The sequence below is a fragment of the Benzoatithermus flavus genome (genome assembly GCF_037908215.1).
Lineage (GTDB): Bacteria > Pseudomonadota > Alphaproteobacteria > Geminicoccales > Geminicoccaceae > Benzoatithermus > Benzoatithermus flavus.
This window is the reverse complement of sequence record NZ_JBBLZC010000006.1, coordinates 52,704-68,913: the sequence shown is the minus strand read 5'-3', so window position 1 is coordinate 68,913 and position 16,210 is coordinate 52,704. Positions and strand designations below refer to the sequence as shown.

The following is a 16,210-nucleotide window of genomic DNA, read 5'->3' as shown; positions in this document are numbered from 1 at the left end:
GTTCCCGCCGGAGCGGCAGGCGGCGCTTTTCAAGTGGCATTGCGGGGGAGGGGAGATCATGCCCCGAGAAACGGTATTGCCGACCCTGAAACGGGCCATGGCGCTCGTCGGCGCCACCGCGCTGGCCGGCGCCGCAGGTCAGGCGCCGGTACCGGGACAATCCGAGCAGGTGGCGAGCGCGATGAGGCTCCATATCGATGTCGCGGGAGCGACGATCACGGCCATCCTCGACGACGGTCCCACGGCCAGGGATTTCGCTTCGCTGCTGCCGCTGGCGCTGCCGCTGGAAGATTACAACGCGACCGAGAAGATCAGCCAGCTGCCGCGCAGGCTTTCGATCGAAGGCGCACCCGCCGGGATCGACCCGGCGCCCGGCGACATCGCCTACTACGCGCCATGGGGCAACCTCGCCATCTTCTACGAGGACTTCGGCTACTCGAGCGGGCTCGTCAAGCTTGGTGCCATCGTCGCCGGCGGCGCGGCGCTCGACGTGCCGGGGCCCGTGCAGGCGACGATCAGGCTCGCCGAGTAACCCAGCCTCGCCGGCGGCAAGCGCCGCCCTGCCGATCGGGCGGCACGTCGTCGAGAAAGCCAGCTTCCGAGCGAAGGGATCCGACCATGCAAGGAACCGTCCTTTACGGCCCGGGCGATGTGCGCTTCGAGGAGTGCCCTGCCCCGAAGATCATCAAGCCGACGGACGCCATCATCCGGATCGTGGCGGCCTGCGTGTGCGGCTCCGACCTGTGGCCCTATCGCGGCCTCCAGCCGGTCGCCGAGCCGACCCCGATGGGGCACGAGTACTGCGGCATCGTCGAGGAGGTCGGCAGCGCCGTCCGGTCGATCGGGCCCGGCCAGTTCGTCATCGGCTCGTTCTTCGCCTCCGACAACACCTGCTCCGTTTGCCGGCACGGCTACCAGTCGTCCTGCCGGCAGGCCGAGTTCGTCGGTGGCGCGCAGGCACCCCTGCTGCGCGTCCCGCTCGCGGACGGCACCCTGGTGGCCACGCCGGACCTGCCGCCGGACGACCTGATCCCGAGCCTGCTGACGACCTCCGATGTCCTGGGCACCGGCTGGTTCGCCGCCGACGCGGCGAACGTGCGGCCGGGCAGCACGGTCGTGGTCGTGGGCGATGGGGCGGTCGGCCTTCTCGGCGTACTCTCCGCGAAGCAGATGGGTGCCGAGCGGATCATCGCGATGAGCCGCCACGAAGCGCGGCAGAAGCTCGCCCGCGCGTTCGGCGCCACCGACATCGTGACCGAGCGCGGCACCGAGGGCGTGGCCCGCATCATGGATCTGACCGACGGGCTCGGCGCCGACTCGGTGCTGGAGTGCGTCGGCACGCAGGAGTCGATGATGCAGGCGATCCATGCCGCCCGTCCGGGCGGGTACGTGGGCTATGTCGGCGTCCCGCACGGGGTCACGCTCGACGGGCAGGAGCTGTTCTTCGAGCATGTCCACCTGCACGGCGGCCCGGCGCCGGTGCGCCGGTACCTGCCCGAGCTGATCGGGCTCGTGTGGGAGAGGAAGATCGATCCCGGCAAGGTCTTCGACCTCACCCTGCCGCTCGACCGGGTGGCCGAGGGCTACCGCGCCATGAACGAGCGCCGCGCCATCAAGGCGCTGCTGCGCCCGTGATCGGAGGACGACCGCCATGACCACCTGGTCGAAGGACGAACTGCACAGGATCGCCGAGGCCGATGACCTCCACGTCGCACCTTTCCGCGAGGACGGGAAGACCTACGGCACGCCGACCTGGATCTGGTCGGTCGTGGTCGATGGCGACCTCTACGTGCGGGCCTACAACGGGCAGAGCTCCCGTTGGTACCAGGCCGCGGTGCGGCAGAAGGCGGGGCGGATCACCGCCGCCGGCATGACGAAGGAGGTCGCCTTCGAGCCGACGCACGGGCCGATCAACGCCCGCATCGACGACGCCTACCGGGCGAAGTATCGCGGCAGCCCTCATCTCGGCTCGATGATCGGCGCCCGCGCCCGCTCCGCCACGGTCAAGGTCGTGCCGCTCGCCACCGGGCCTGACCTCGTGCCTACCTCGGCACGGAACGGCCAGTCGCCATGAAGCGGCTCGCCGCCCTGCCTCCGGCTCGGGCACAGCAGGACACTCCTGTGGAGCGGGAACGCGCCACGACAACCGCGAATCTCGGCGCGGTTCCGCCCGCGCTCGCGAGATACATGCCGGTCACTCTCTCCAGGATCCTCGGCAGTGCCCGCATCCGTCGCCACGGGATCGCGGCGTCGCCAAGGGAGCCTTCGCGAACCGCCCGGGCTGACAGCCCGGCTCGGCGCGCTCGTACGGCGTTCCGGCTCGGGACGCCTCGGGGTCTCGATCAGCCATGGCGCAGCGATGTCGGCGGGCCCCGTCTCGCGGTCCCGCCGCCTCTCTCGGCCCGGCCGCATCAGCGGATGGTGTTTCTTCCCGTGACGACCACGATGCCCCTGACCGCTTCCGGTCCCCCGACGTCTCCGGGAACTCTGGCGAGGCTGCTGCCGATCATGGCGGTGGTCCTGATCGCCTTCCTCGTCATCGGCCTCGCCCTGCCGGTGCTGCCGCTCCACGTTCACCGGGGCCTGGGCCTCGGCACCTTCATGGTCGGCCTCATCACCGGCAGCCAGTTCGCGGCGTCGCTCGTCTCGCGGGTCTGGTCGGGCCACTATGCGGACAGCCGGGGCGCCAGGCGCGCGGTCGTCGCCGGCCTCCTGGCCGCCGCGGCGGCGGGGCTCCTCTACCTCCTGTCGCTCCTGTTCGTCGGCGCGCCGGTGGTGTCGGTCACGATCCTGCTCCTGGGCCGCGCGCTGCTCGGCGGGGCGGAAAGCTTCGTCATCACGGGTGCCTTGAGCTGGGGGCTGGCGCTCGTCGATCCCCAGAGCGCAGGAAGGGTCATCGCGTGGGTCGGCATGGCCATGTTCGCCGCCTTGGCGCTCGGTGCGCCGGCCGGCAGCGCCCTGTACGCGGACCATGGTTTCACGGCGATAGCGCTGGCGACGGCGCTGGCTCCGATCGGCACCCTGCTGCTCGTGGCGCCGCTCCGCCCCACCGCCCCGCTGCATCGTGATCGCCCGGCGTTTGCCAGGATGCTCGGCGCCGTCTGGATGCCGGGGCTCGGCGCGGCGTTCGGCAGCGTGGGCTTCGGCGCCATCATCGCTTTCGGTTCGCTGCTCTTTGCCGAACGCGGGTGGAGCCCGGTCTGGCTCGCCTTCAGTACCTTCGCGGCTTGCTTGATCGCCGCCCGTGTGATCGGCGGCCACCTGCCCGACAGGTTCGGCGGCGCCAGGGTGGCACTCGTCTGCGCGTCGATCGAGGCGGTCGGCCTGGCGCTCGTCTGGCTGGCGCCCAGCCGGATTTGGGCTGCGGTCGGGGCCGGGCTCGCCGGCTTCGGCTACTCGCTGGTTTACCCTGGCCTCGGCGTGGAGGCGGTGCGTCGTGCTCCGCCGCAGAGTCGCGGCGCCGCCATGGGCGCCTTCACCGCCTGCCTCGATCTGGCGCTGGGGGTGTCGGGGCCCGCGCTGGGCCTGATCGCGGGCGGGGCGGGTCTGGGTACCGTGTTCCTCACGAGCACGCTGGTCGTGCTCGGCGCCGCGGCCGTCGCGATGCGGCTTCTCCGCGCGTCGTCGCCCGCTGGATGACGCCGTTGGCTCGCGCGGCTGGCGCAAGGTGAGCACGGCGGGCGTGCCGAGGGCGATCTTCCATCCTCGTGGATCCCGCTGTGGAACGGGCCGGTTGGCCCGCATGGTGCCATGGAGCGGGAACCGCGGGCCAATCGGGCGTTAGCTGTGTCCCGGAACGACGAGCACGAGGCTCTTCGGCACGACCCGGTCCGAGCGCGGCCGATGCCTCGGTTGCCAATCGAGCTTCTTGCCGCGTGCCTTGACCGCTGCCGTGCCGAGCGGTCCACGATCCCGACCGTCTCGAGCTTGCGCGGCCTGCAAGGCGGTCCTACTGCCTGCTGGCCGACGTCAGCACCGGTTTGTCGCCGGCGCCGGTCGGCTCGCATCGTCGGTCCGATGCCGCACCGGCGGCTCGGGGCGGCTTCGGGACGGCGTTGCCCGCGAAGGCGCGGGCGATGAAGCGAAGGGTGGGGCCGAGCTCGTCCGACCAGAACTTCCAGTCGTGCCCGCCACTGCGGATGCGCAGCGAGGACGGGATGCCGGCGCGTTTGAGAGCGAGATAGAAGCTCGCGGTCGCCTCGTCGAGGCGGAAGCCGTCCTGAGCACCGCTCGCCAGATAGATGGCCGGTGCCTCGGCGCACGCCAGACCGCCCAGCATCCGGAACGGGTCGTTCCGCTCGAGCCTGGCGCGCTCGAACGGCGTGCCGAAGGCGCCGTGCAGATCGGCGATGTCGGCCGGGGTCAAAGGCTCGTCCGGCATGAACAGCGCGCCACTGAGGCTCGCGGCCGCGACGAACAGGTCCGGCCGGGCGAGGACGAGCCGCAGCGCCCCGAAGCCACCCATGGAGAGGCCGGCGATCGCGCGCCCGCGCCGGTCGCCCACCGTGTCGAACCTGGCATCGACGAACGGCACGAGCTCGCCGAGGAAGGCCGAGGCGTAGAGACCGCCGCGGCCCGCATCCGCGTTGTCGACGTACCAGCTGTTGCCCGCATCGGGGGTGACGATCAGCATGGGCGGGATCTTGCCGCGGCGGATCAGATCGTCCGCGGTCTGCTGCAGGTGCCCGAGATCGAGCCAGTCGTTCTCGTTGCCGTCGGTGCCGTGCAGGAGGAAGAGCACGGGATAAGGCCCGTCCTTCCTCTGGGCATAGCCGTCGGGAAAGTAGACGGAGAAGCGCAGCGGCTTGCCGAGGATGCGCGAGGGCATCGTCAGGCTGCGCTCGACCTCGGAGGCGCGAGCGCCGCCCGCCAGGCCGGAGGCGAGCAGAAAGGCTGCGAGCGCGCGCCACGCGAGCGTGCGTCCATAGGAGCCGGCGCCCGGCTGCGTGCCCGCCGTGCGCGTTCCTGCCACCTCGCGGCCGTTCCGCATAGCCCGTCCCAGAGCGGTCTCTGCCGTCGCCCGAGATGGCGGCCTGCCGATCCGCCGGGCGGCGAGCATCCATGCCACCTTCTTTTTATAGGCCCGAAGAAAGAAGGAAAAGTTAACGAGCTGCTTTCTTCCTATGCGCCGGTTGGCTCCGTGCCTCGCCGGTCCCGGCCGCGAGCTCGTCCTTTGCCGGCATCACCGCGGCCGTTCCTCGGGATCTCGCCCGTGCGTCACCTCATGCTCCCGGCTCGAACAGATAACCCTCGCCGCGCACCGTCCGGATCGTGCTCGGATTTGCGGGATCGTGCTCGATCTTCTTGCGCAGGCGGGCGATGCGGATGTCGATGGAACGATCCTCGGGCTCGAGCGGACGGTTGTGGGCGAGCTCGGCCAAGCGCTCGCGCGAGAGCACCTGGCGGGGATGACGCGCGAAGGTGGCGAGAAGGTCGAACTCCATCGCCGTGAGCGGCACCGGCCTGCCTTCGGCATCGAGGAGCTGATGGGCCTCGGAGTCGAGGCGGCAGCGGCCGAACCGTACCGTCCCGGGTTCACGCGCCGCCGGTACGGGCTCGCGCTCCGCCTCGAGGCGGCGCAGAACGCTGCGCACCCGGGCGAGGAGCTCGCGCGGCTCGAACGGCTTCGGAAGATAGTCGTCGGCGCCGGCATCGAGGCCGGTGAGGCGGCTTTCCACGGCACCCGCCGCCGTCAGCATGATGATCCCGACCCTGCTGCCCGCCGCGCGCAGGCCCCGTGCCACCGTGAAGCCGTCCTCGCCCGGCATGTTGACGTCGAGGATGACGATGTCGGCCGGCTCCTCGCGCAGACGCTCCCGCAGCTCCGCCCCGTCCGCCGCGCTGCGCACGGCCATGCCCTGCGCGCCGAGATAGTCCTCGAGCAGCAGACGCAGATCCGGCTCGTCGTCGACGACGATGATTCGCGTGACCGTCATCGTTCTCCACCTCCTCTCGCTCGGGCCCCCTCGAGCAGGCGGCGGACCTCGGCGCGCAAGCTCGCGAGATCGAGCGGCTTCTCGAGCACCGGAATGCCGGCCCGGCGCACCGCCTCGTTCGCGCCGGCTCCGAGCGCATCGCCCGTGATCAGGAGGACCCGGCCGGCCAGCTCGGGATGGTCCCGCTGGATAGCGTCGATCAGCGCCACCCCGTCGATGTCGGGCATGCGCAGATCGCTCACGACGAGGTCGAACCCACCATGCTCGAGGCGGGCCAGCGCCTCCCGGCCGCTGCCGACGATCTCGACCGCGAGCCCGTCACGACGAAGATGAAGGGCGGCAAGCTCGGCGATCTCCTTCTCGTCGTCCACGACCAGCACCTTACCGCGGCCGGGCTTTCCCGGATCGCCGGCCGGCGCCGTGGCGGTCGGCAGCGCCTCGGCCGTGAGCGGCAGCAAGACGGTGAATCGCGTGCCTGTGCCGGGGATGCTGTCGACCGTGATCCTCCCGCCGTGCGCGGCGACGATCCCGTGGCAGACCGAAAGGCCGATGCCGGTGCCGACCCCTTGCGGCTTCGTCGTGAAAAACGGCTCGAAGATCCGTTTCCTCACCGTCTCGTCCATGCCGGGGCCATTGTCCTCGACCTCGACCACGATCCGGTCGTCCCGGCGCCGTGCGCGCACCACGAGCCGGCGCGGCGGCGCCCGATGCAGGAGAGCCTGCTGCGCGTTGACGATCAGGTTCGTGAGCACCTGATGGAGCTGGTCGCTGTCGCCCCAGACGGCCGGGAGATCCGGCGCCAGCTCGCGCACCACCTCGATCCCGGCGGTCCTGAGCCCGTAGGCCGAGAGCTCGAGCGCCGCCTCCACGACGTCGCCCAAGGACACTGGCCCGCGCTGGGGCGGACGCGAGCGCGCCATGGCGAGAAAGGTCTTGACGATCCGGGCACAGCGCTCGGCGGCGGCGTGCACCCGCTCCGCCCGGGTCCGGGTGCCCTCGTCGGGAGCCAGCTCCTGCAGCATGCTGGCATAGCCGACGACGACCGAGAGCGGGTTGTTGAGCTCGTGCGCGACGCCGGCGAGGAGGGCGCCCAAGGCGGTCAGCTTCTCGCTCTGGTGCAGCGCCTCGCGCTGACGTTGGATCTCGGCCTCGGCCGCCTTGCGCTCGCTGAGGTCGATCACCGAGCTCACGAAGGCGCGCTCGCCCTCGTAGTCGATCACGCGGCTCGTGATCGCTGCCGGAAACACCGTGCCGTCGCAGCGGCGCAGATTCTGCTCGAGCGCGTCCACCCCGCCCTGGACCCGGATCACCTCGAGGAAGCGCTGGCGACCGTCCGGATCGGCATAGAGCTCTTCCGGCCGGAGATCGTCGAGCGGGCCGTCGCCGAGGCCGAAGAGCTGGCGGAAGGGCGTGTTCGCGAACAGGAATCTGCCATCGACGCGGCGGACGATGACCAAAGGCATCGGGTGCGCCTCGGCGATGCTGCGAAAGCGCTGCTCGCTGGCACGAAGCGCGGCCTCGGCCCGCTTGAGCGCGGTGAGGTCGAGGAAGCTCATGACGCAGCAGCGCGCCCCCTCGTAGTCGATGCCGCGCGCGGTCAGCATCGAGGGGCAGGCGGCGCCGGCGGCCGTGCACAGCGCGACCTCGCGGCTCTCGACCGGTTCGCCGCGCCCGACGGCGGCGAAGATCGCATCCTGCAGCCCGGGCCCGTCGCACGAGAAGGCCGGGTCGAGCCGCTCGCCCGGCGGCCCGAACAGCTCGCGGTAGGCACGGTTCGCGAACAGGATGCGCCGGTCGTCGAGCCGGGCGATGAGCATCGGCGTGGGATGCAGGTCGGCGATGGTGCGAAAGCGCTGCTCGCTCGCCACGAGCGCCGCCTCGGCCCGCTTGCGCTCGGTGATGTCGAGCGCGAAGCCGCCGACCACGGCGACGGCACCGGAAGCGTCGCGAATCGGGAAGCGGATGACGATGCTCCACTGGTAGGCGTCGAGGCTCGGCTGATGCTCCTCGTGCACCACGACATCGCCCGTCTCCAGCACCTCGCGGTGGTGCCGGTCGATCATGGCCGCCTCGGCGGGCGGGAAGACGTCGGAAGGTGTCCGGCCGATCATGCTCGCGGGCTCGCGGCCGAAGATCTTGGCGGATTCGGGGTTGGCGAGAAGATAGCGGCCCTCGCGATCCTTGAGATGGACCACGAGCGGCGCATGATCCATGAGCGCCGTCAGCCGCGCCTCGCTCGCCCGCAGCGCCTCCTCCATCCGGCGCCGCTCGGTGATGTCGATGATCACCCCCAGCACCGCCCGGCTTCCGGCGTAGCGGATCGGCCGTGCGGAGAGCAGCGCGTCGAAGGCGGTGCCGTCCTGCCGCCGCACGCGCACCTCGGCCTGCTCGACGGCGCCCTCGAGCACGAGCCGGCGGGCGATCTCGTCCCGCTGCCTCGGATCGGCCCAGAACCGCGCGACCGCCTCCCGGCCTTCGCCGACCTCGATGCCGAACACCTCCCGCGCCTTCGCGTTGACGAACAGCACGCGATGCTCGTCGAGGGCCGTGATCGCGATCGGCAGCGGCACGCCTTCGGCGATCAGGCGAAAGCGCGCCTCGCTCTCGCGCAGGGCCTGCTCGGCGCGCTTGCGCTCGGTGACGTCGCGGCCGATCGCCTGGTACTCGATCACCCTGCCGTTGGGCGCGAAGATCGCGGTGTCGGTCCACTCCTCCCAGCGTTCCCCGCCGTCCTCGCCCGGCTTGACCAGCTCGTAGGTGACGCTCGGGAACTCGGGCGTGAGGCCGGCCCAAGCGGCATGGATCTTCGCCTGCTGCTCCGGCGGGTAGTGATAGATGTCGTTGAAGCCGCCGAGCAGCACCTCGCGGGTGAGGCCGCGATAGCGGCAGTAGGCGTCGTTCACGAAGCTCAAGGTGCCGTCGGGTCGGACCCTGAGGATGAACTCGCTCTGGCCCTCGACCACGGCACGGTAGCGCGCCTCGCTCTCCTTCAGGGCCCGCTCGGCGCGTTTCTGCTCGGTGACGTCACGGCCGACCGCCTGGATCTCGACGACCCGGCCCTGGGCGTCGAACACGCCCGTGTCGACCCAATGCTCGAGATGCTCGCTGCCGTCCGGCAGCACGACCCGGATCTCGATGGGCTCGCTCGGCCGGTCCGGCGAGAGGCGGGCGATGTGAGCGGCGAGGTCGATATGGTCCTCGGGCACGATGGCGGCGAACTCGTCCCAGAGCCGGCCGAGGAGAACCTCGCGCGGCAGCCCCAGATAGCGGCAGTAGGCCTCGTTCACGAAGGTCAGCCGCCCTTCCGGCGTCTGGCGCACGACGAACTCGGTCTGGGTCTCGACCAGCGCCCGGTAGCGCGCCTCGCTCGCCCGCAAGGCCGCCTCGGCCTTCTCCTGCTCGGTGACGTCGCGCTTGACCGCGACATAATGGGTGATGTGCCCGGCCTCGTCGCGCAAGGGCGAGATCGTGGTGTTCTGATGGACGAGCTCGCCGTCCTTGCGCCGGTTGACGATGGTGCCGTGCCAGCCCTCGCCGCGGTCGAGCTGCTCCTTCATCGCGACGAAGAACGCGGGCGGATGCTGGCCGCTGTGCAGCACCGCCTGCGGCTCCCGGCCGATCACCTCCTCGGCCGTGTAGCCGGTTACCCTGGTGAAGGCCGGGTTGACGTAGGTGAAGCGCCCTGCGGCATCGGTGATCTCGACCGGATCGCCCACCTGCTCGACCGCCATCGCCAGCAGCGTCAGGTCCTGCTCGCGCCGGTGCTGCTCGGTGACGTCGGTGGTGAGCAGCACCCGGCCGCCGTCGGCCATCCGGCTCTCGCGCAGGCGCAGCCAGCGGCCGTCGATCAGCTTCTGCTCGTGCTCCGAACGCTCCTGCCCGTGCCAGGCGAAGCGCCGCCCGAGGAAGTCGTCCCCCATGTCGGGATGGTAGATCGGTCCGCGCGCGAGCCCTTCCCTGATCCAGTCCTCGAAGCGCACGCCGAGTGCCAAGCCCGGGCGCAGGCTCTCCGTCACGTGCTCGGGATAGCGGCTGTTGAAGTAGACGAACCGATCCTCGGCATCGAAGATCGCCAGCCCGTCCGGGATGCTCTCGGCCGCGGCGAGGAAGCGCGCCTCGCTCGCCCTGAGCGCCGCCTCGGCCTCGCGCTGCGCGGTCACGTCGGTCGTGAGGATCACCCGGCCGCCGTCGGGCATCGGCGCCTCGCGGACCCGCACCCAGCGGCCGTCGGCGTGCTTGTGCTCCCGCTCGCTGGCACCGTCGCGGCGGCGGCTCGCGAGCCGGACGTCCGCGTAGTCGGCGCCCATGTCGGGATGGTAGACCGGCCCGCGGGCCAGGCCCTCCCGCACCCAGTCCTCAAAGCGCACGCCCGGGCGCAGCACCTCGCGCAAGGCCGGCGGCAGAAGCTCGGGATGACGGCTGTTGTGGAAGACGATGCGATCCTCGGCATCGAGGATCATGAGCCCGTCCGGGATGCTCTCCGCCGCGGCCAGGAACCGGGCCTCGCTCGCGCGGAGCGCCGCGTCGGCCCGCTTCTGCTCGCTGAGGTCGCGCATGTAGGCGGCATAGGCCGGCCGGTCGCCGTGTCGGGCCGCCACCACTACCACCTCGACCGGGATCTCCCGCCCGTCCTTGCAGCGTGCCGTGACCTCGATGCGCCGGCCGAGGATGTGCGATTCCCCGGTCGCGAGATGGCGGGCGAAGCCCTTCGCGTGCGCTTCCCGATGCCGCTCGGGCACCAGGAGCTCGTCGAGCGGCCGGCCGATCGCCTCGGCCTGCGCATAGCCGAAGGTCCGCTCGGCCGCCGGGTTGAAGGCGACGATCCGGCCCGTCCCGTCGACCCGGACGAAGCAGTCGAGCGCTGCCGCGAGCACGGCCTCGTGCGTGCGCCGGCTCTCCTCGAGCACCGTTTCGGTGCGGATCCGGTCGGTCACGTCGCTCGTCAGCACCAGGCACCCGCCGTCCGGCATCGGCCGCTCGCGCACCCTGATCCAGCGGCCGTCGACCAACTGGCGCTCCCGATCCGCCGCATCCCGATCCTCGCCCGCAGCGGGACGACGGTAGATCGGGCCGAGCGCCAGAGCGTCGCGACGCCACTCGGCCCGGCTCCGGCCGAGCGCCATGGTGGCGCGAGCATTGGCCGCGAGATGCTCGGGGTATCGGCTGTTGCAGAAGGCGAGCCGGTCGTCGGCGTCGAAGATCGCGAGCCCTTCCGGGATGCTCTCGGCCGCGGCCTTGAGCCGGGCCTCGCTCGCGGCGAGCCGGGCCTGGAGCTGGCCGCTGCGGGCGAAGGCCTCCCCCACCGCATCGAGCCAGGGCTGCCACAAGCGCGGCACGCGGGGTCCGGCATCCGCCTGCCCGCGGCTCAGGGCGTCGATGTGGCCGACCAGCGCCAGGGCCGGCCGGACGAAGCGCCGCTGCAGGACGAGCTGTGCCGTGAGCACGGTCGCGAGCAGGCCGAAGAGGATGAGCCCGTAAGGGACGGAATGGCCGAGGGTCAGCCGTCGCGCCTCGCCTTCGGGAATGGCGTAGAGCAGGGCGAAGGGTGCCGATCCGAGCGGCCGGGCCAGCACGAGCTGGCCGCCCAGCGGGCGGAAGCCGGAGCCCGGTCGGGCGAGCTCGCCCGCAGGCAGGCTCGCGAGCTCTGCCGGCAGGGCCTTGCCGCTGCTGCCGGCCAGCACCGTCCCGCTGCGCCGGTCGACGATCCAGGCTGCGCCTACGCGCCACTCGCCGCCGCGCAGGCGTTCGGCGACGAGCTCGCCGTCGCCCGCCTGCGCCAGCGGGGCGAGTGAACGGCTCTCCGCCTCCACGGCGATGGCCAGCCCGTCCAGGAGCATCTGGCGCTGCCGCTCGAGCTGGCCGCCCGCGAGGGCGAGGATCAGGACGAGCAGCGGAACGGCGATGATGGTCAGCAGCAGGGCGTAATGCTGCGCCAGACGACGTGCTTGCAGGGCGACCATGTCCCTTGCCTCCCGCGTCGGCGTGCCGGCGTGCCGGGATGGCGGACGCACGGCACGGGTCGGCATGGTCGTCGTGGGGCAGACGTCGTCAAGGGCCGGCATGGCGAAGGCTTTCGGCTGCTCGGGCGGGCCCCGCGACGGCCCGGACCGGGAGCGGCGAAAGCCCGCCCGAGGGTCAATCTCGCGGCCGCCCGTTTCGCTTCCGCGCCATGATAGCGCCGGCTTTGTTTCGATTGTGTCGCGCGGGCGGGCCGCGCTGCCTCATGCCCGCCAGAACGGTTTTCTCGTTTCCGCCCAGACGTCCGCCCGGCTGAGGCCGATATCCTGGAGCTCCCGTTCGTCGAGCTGCCACAGGAGCCGGCGGGTCCGCCGTCGCTGCTGCCAGCACGCCACCCGCTCCAGCATGGCGCGCACCGAGGCTCCACGCGTGCTTCTCCGGGTCATGACCGTCTCCTTTCGCTCCGGTCGGGGTCGCACCGCCGCGTCCGTCGCGGCATGCGATCCGCTTAACCGAGGGGCGGCCCGTTCTCCGTAGCAGCGGTCACACCCGACGATGGCGCCGCGGGCTTCAGCCCCCAGCCGGCTCCGCCCCGGCCTGCACCGTGATCCGCCAGGCGGCCGAGCCCTTGGGATCGCGCCAGAAGGCGAGACCGGCATATTTCTCGAAAAGATCGGGGGGCAGCACGGTCCGGCGTGGGCGGAACTCCACCTTGCGCCGCACCGTATGGAGCCCCGGCGTGGCGAGCTGGGCATCGAACTCGGGCTCGGCGTACTCGACATTGTCGAAGTCGTGCTCGTGCCAGGGCTCGCCCAGGAATTGGTAGACGAGCTCCAGGGTCTCGCGCGGCCGCTGGCAGAGGATGTCGTACTCGATGAGCAGAAGCGAGCCCGAGTGCTCGCCGTAATAGGCCTCCTTGAGCGCCGACCAGGCGAAGCCCACGAGCCGGTCGCGGTGTGCCAGCGCCTCCACCCGGCTGAACACGGTGGCGCGCTCCTCGGGGGTCGCGAACAGTTTCGAGGGCTCGAACGCGTTCCGGCGCACGAGCCGTTCGATGCTGTCCATGATCCAGGCCACGTTGCGCACGCAGCACAGGACCTTGGCCTCGGGGAACAGCGAGAGGAGCTGGGACAGCCGCGCACACCAGGCACGGTTGGTGTCGAACACGACCGCCTTGTCTGCTTGCGGCCGGTAGTAGGTCTCGAACAGGGCGCGCAGGAGATCCCGCTTCTGCGCCTCGGAGAGGAACAGCGCCGTCTCGTTCTGCGGCCCCATGGCGGCGAGCAGGGCCCCGAACAGGCTGCCCATGGGTCCGGTCATGGCGGCATGGAAGCGGGGATTCTGGCGCAGGATGCCGGCCAAGAGCGTCGAGCCCGAGCGCGGCAGGCCGGAGATGAAGTGCAGCTTGGGGCGCATGGCGGGGCTCCGTAGCGGCGGGATCGGCCCCGAGAGCACGCGGCGCGCTCGCCATTCTGTCAAGGTGGCCAACCGCTGGGTTGGATTGCCGCCGAGGCAGGAGCGCTTTATAGGCGACCTATTGCGGAAAATTCATAGAGGCCCGGGAGGAAGGACATGGCGACGTTCACCGTGACCACGCTCGACGACGTGGTCGACGCGGGCGACGGCCGGCTCAGCCTGCGCGAGGCGATCGAGCTCGCCAACGGCAACGCCGGCATGGATACGATCAATTTCGCTGCCGCGCTCGAGGGCGGCCGGGTCGTGCTCAGCGGCAGCCAGCTCACGATCACCGATCACCTCCGCATCGATGGCGACGGCAACGGTGATGGGGCCGGCATCACCATCGATGCGGCAGGTGGCAGCCGGGTGATGCTGATCGGCGGCAGCGGAGCGCAGGTGAGCCTCGAGGATCTGACCGTCACGGGCGGCAAGCTGGACGAAGGGGATGGCGCCGGCATCCAGATGGAGGGTGGCGCCCAGTTGAGCCTGACGCGCTGTACGGTCACCGGCAACATCACGGGCGACAATGCCTTTTTGGGGGATGGCGACGGCTCCAGAGGCAACGGCGCAGGCATCGACGCGGGCTCCGGCAACATCCTGACGATCGTGGACAGCACGATCAGCGACAACGATGCCTTTGGGGTGGGAGGCGGCATCACGGCAGGCAATTACACCACGATCTCGATAACGAACAGTACCATCAGCGGCAACGGCGCCTATTTCGGTGGCGGCGGCATTCATTTGGAGAACGGCAGCACACTGCGGGTGGAGTCCAGCCTGCTGAGTGGGAATCACTGCGCCAGCTTCTACGAGTACGGTTTCGGCGGCGCCATCGAGCTGATTGGCGGGAGCGCTTTCATCAGCAGGAGCGCCATCGTCGGCAACCATGCCGCCGGCGGCGGTGGGATCGAGGCCGCTTCCAGCCAGTTGACCATCGTCGACAGCACGATCGCCGGCAACTCGGCGACCATGCGATACGGCTACGGCTCCGGGTCGGCCATCTCGGCCGGCGGCCAACTGACCATCTCGGGGAGCACGATCACGAACAATCACGCCGATTGGGGCGGATCCGTCATAGAAGCTGGCGGGCAGTTCTCGATCGGCAACTCGATCGTCGCCGGCAATAATATCGGTTACTACTCCGACGGGGATGGCATCGATGGGGTGATCACATCGAGCAACGGCCACAACATCTTCGGGGCCTTCGTCGCCGGCAATGTCGCAGGCGATCTGGAGAACGTCTCGGGATCGCTCCTGTTCGCCGACGTCAATAGCTACAGCGATGGCGGCCTGCTGTCCTACAATGGCGGCCCGACACCCACCGTGGCCTTGCGCAACGCGCTGGACAACCCGGCGCTGGGCGGCGCCGACCCGGCTGCCGCAGGCACCACCGACCAGCGCGGCCTCGCCCGCGCGCAGCCCGGCACCTCCAGCCCCGACATCGGCGCCTTCGAGCTGGCGCAGAGCGCCCTCTCGACCAGGCCCACGGCCGGCAACGACGTGCTCACCGGCACCGCCAAGGCCAACACCCTCTCCGGCCTCGCCGGCGCCGACCTCCTCCTCGGCCTCGCCGGCAACGACACGCTGAGCGGCGGCGAGGGTAGCGACACCTTGCGCGGTGGCCTCGGCAACGACCTGCTCGACGGCGGCAACGGCATCGACACCGCGAGCTATCGCGATGCCACGGCCAGCGTCACGGTGAGCCTGCTCACGGGCCGCTCCTCGGGTGCCCTCGGCGTCGACACGCTGGTCGGCATCGAGAGCCTCGAAGGCAGTGCCTACGCCGACACGCTCACCGGCCATGCCGGCGCCAACACGCTGGGCGGCCAGCAGGGCGACGACAAGCTCTACGGCCTGGATGGGGACGACTGGCTCTATGGCGGCAGCGGCAACGACCTGCTCGAGGCCGGGTTCGGCAACGACGTCATCGACGGCGGCGCCGGCATCGACCTCGTGAGCTGGGCCAACGACGGCGGCACCGCCGGCGTCACCATCGACCTGCGCCACGGCCTGATGACCCGCGGCACCGAGACGGACATCCTGATCGGCATCGAGAACGCCGACGGCACGGCCAACGCCGACGTCATCTACGGCGACCACCTCGCCAACGCGCTCGGCGGCGGCAACGGCGCCGACACGCTCTACGGCCGCAAGGGCGACGACATCCTCGCCGGCGGGCTCGGCAACGATGTGCTCGACGGCGGTGCCGGGTTCGACCTCGCGAGCTTCGCGCTCGGCGGCGCCGTCACAGTCGATCTCAGCGGCACGACCGACGTCGCCCGCCGCGGTACGGAGACCGACCGCCTCGTCGGCATCGAGGGTGCGATCGGCTCGGCCAATGCCGACCGGATGATCGGTGATGCCGGGGCCAACCTGTTCCGGGGCGGGCCGGGCAAGGACACGCTGACCGGTGGTGCGGGCCGGGACACGTTCGACTACGACAGCCTGCAGGACAGCCCGGTGGGCACGGGCCGCGACGTGATCACCGACTTCACCCGCGGCGAGGACCGGATCGACCTTTCGGGAATCGACGCCAACACGAGCGCTGCGGGCGACCAGGCCTTCACGCGCTGGGTCGGCACCGGTCCGGCCGGCACTGCGGGCTCTTTGGGCTATGCCATCGTCGGCGGCAACACGGTGATCCACGGCAACGTCGACGGCGATGCCGCCTGGGAATTCGAGATCCAGCTCACCGGCACGAAAGTGCTGAGCCTCGCCGACTTCGTGCTGTAGTCGGCTGGCGGGACGGGAAAGGGCAGCCCTCGCGAGCTGCCCCCGTCACACCGCAGGTCCGAAAGCGCCGGCCACGGCACCGGCGCCCCTTCCTCATAGCGGGGTACGAGAAGCCGGGCTGTGCG

General features: G+C 70.8%; 10 protein-coding genes. 5 read left to right on the top strand and 5 right to left on the bottom strand.

All coding sequences use genetic code 11. From position 1 onward, the window contains the following. Positions 1 to 58 precede the first annotated feature (58 nt). The 4 genes from U1T56_RS07760 (at position 59) to U1T56_RS07745 (ending at position 3,639) form a co-directional block, all read left to right on the top strand. The gene (locus U1T56_RS07760) at positions 59 to 532 is read left to right on the top strand and encodes a cyclophilin-like fold protein (RefSeq protein ID WP_418158886.1); all 474 of its coding nucleotides are present in this window, start codon (positions 59 to 61) and stop codon (positions 530 to 532) included. Positions 533 to 618: 86 nt separating this feature from the next. Next, positions 619 to 1,635 (top strand): zinc-dependent alcohol dehydrogenase family protein, encoded by a 1,017-nt coding sequence (locus U1T56_RS07755; RefSeq protein WP_418158885.1) that lies wholly within the window; start codon positions 619 to 621, stop codon positions 1,633 to 1,635. Between the two features lie 16 nt (positions 1,636 to 1,651). After that, positions 1,652 to 2,074, top strand: a complete 423-nt coding sequence (locus U1T56_RS07750; protein WP_418158884.1) for a DUF2255 family protein — start codon at positions 1,652 to 1,654, stop codon at positions 2,072 to 2,074. A gap of 371 nt (positions 2,075 to 2,445) precedes the next feature. Further along, positions 2,446 to 3,639 (top strand): arabinose transporter, encoded by a 1,194-nt coding sequence (locus U1T56_RS07745; protein WP_418159035.1) that lies wholly within the window; start codon positions 2,446 to 2,448, stop codon positions 3,637 to 3,639. Between the two features lie 310 nt (positions 3,640 to 3,949). On the opposite strand, the gene U1T56_RS07740 is transcribed toward U1T56_RS07745, so the two are convergent. The 5 genes from U1T56_RS07740 to U1T56_RS07720 form a co-directional block, all read right to left on the bottom strand. Continuing rightward, positions 3,950 to 4,972, bottom strand: coding sequence for an alpha/beta hydrolase (locus U1T56_RS07740; RefSeq protein WP_418158883.1), 1,023 nt, complete (start codon positions 4,970 to 4,972; stop codon positions 3,950 to 3,952). A gap of 250 nt (positions 4,973 to 5,222) precedes the next feature. Beyond that, positions 5,223 to 5,936, bottom strand: a complete 714-nt coding sequence (locus tag U1T56_RS07735) for a response regulator (RefSeq protein WP_418158882.1) — start codon at positions 5,934 to 5,936, stop codon at positions 5,223 to 5,225. Then, entirely contained in the window at positions 5,933 to 11,896 is a 5,964-nt protein-coding gene (locus U1T56_RS07730; RefSeq protein ID WP_418158881.1) for a PAS domain S-box protein, read from the bottom strand. The genes U1T56_RS07735 and U1T56_RS07730 overlap by 4 nt, the downstream gene beginning before the upstream one ends. Before the next feature lie 261 nt (positions 11,897 to 12,157). Then, a complete protein-coding gene (locus tag U1T56_RS07725) occupies positions 12,158 to 12,340 on the bottom strand; it encodes a YjiS-like domain-containing protein (RefSeq protein WP_418158880.1) in 183 nt (60 codons plus the stop codon). Between the two features lie 124 nt (positions 12,341 to 12,464). Next, a complete protein-coding gene (locus U1T56_RS07720) occupies positions 12,465 to 13,310 on the bottom strand; it encodes a sulfotransferase family protein (protein WP_418158879.1) in 846 nt (281 codons plus the stop codon). Positions 13,311 to 13,466: 156 nt separating this feature from the next. Here U1T56_RS07720 and U1T56_RS07715 point away from each other — a divergent pair, with 156 nt between their 5' ends. Then, the gene (locus U1T56_RS07715) at positions 13,467 to 16,085 is read left to right on the top strand and encodes a M10 family metallopeptidase C-terminal domain-containing protein (protein WP_418158878.1); all 2,619 of its coding nucleotides are present in this window, start codon (positions 13,467 to 13,469) and stop codon (positions 16,083 to 16,085) included. Positions 16,086 to 16,210: the final 125 nt, after the last annotated feature.

Excerpts from the sequence above, each read along its gene's own strand:
- U1T56_RS07730 (WP_418158881.1), bottom strand. The coding sequence starts at position 11,896 with ATGGTCGCCCTGCAAGCACGTCGTCTGGCGCAGCATTACGCCCTGCTG.
- U1T56_RS07715 (WP_418158878.1), top strand. The coding sequence starts at position 13,467 with ATGGCGACGTTCACCGTGACCACGCTCGACGACGTGGTCGACGCGGGC.
- U1T56_RS07760 (WP_418158886.1), top strand. The coding sequence starts at position 59 with ATGCCCCGAGAAACGGTATTGCCGACCCTGAAACGGGCCATGGCGCTC.
- U1T56_RS07755 (WP_418158885.1), top strand. The coding sequence starts at position 619 with ATGCAAGGAACCGTCCTTTACGGCCCGGGCGATGTGCGCTTCGAGGAG.
- U1T56_RS07745 (WP_418159035.1), top strand. The coding sequence starts at position 2,446 with ATGCCCCTGACCGCTTCCGGTCCCCCGACGTCTCCGGGAACTCTGGCG.
- U1T56_RS07750 (WP_418158884.1), top strand. The coding sequence starts at position 1,652 with ATGACCACCTGGTCGAAGGACGAACTGCACAGGATCGCCGAGGCCGAT.
- U1T56_RS07720 (WP_418158879.1), bottom strand. The coding sequence starts at position 13,310 with ATGCGCCCCAAGCTGCACTTCATCTCCGGCCTGCCGCGCTCGGGCTCG.
- U1T56_RS07725 (WP_418158880.1), bottom strand. The coding sequence starts at position 12,340 with ATGACCCGGAGAAGCACGCGTGGAGCCTCGGTGCGCGCCATGCTGGAG.
- U1T56_RS07735 (WP_418158882.1), bottom strand. The coding sequence starts at position 5,936 with ATGACGGTCACGCGAATCATCGTCGTCGACGACGAGCCGGATCTGCGT.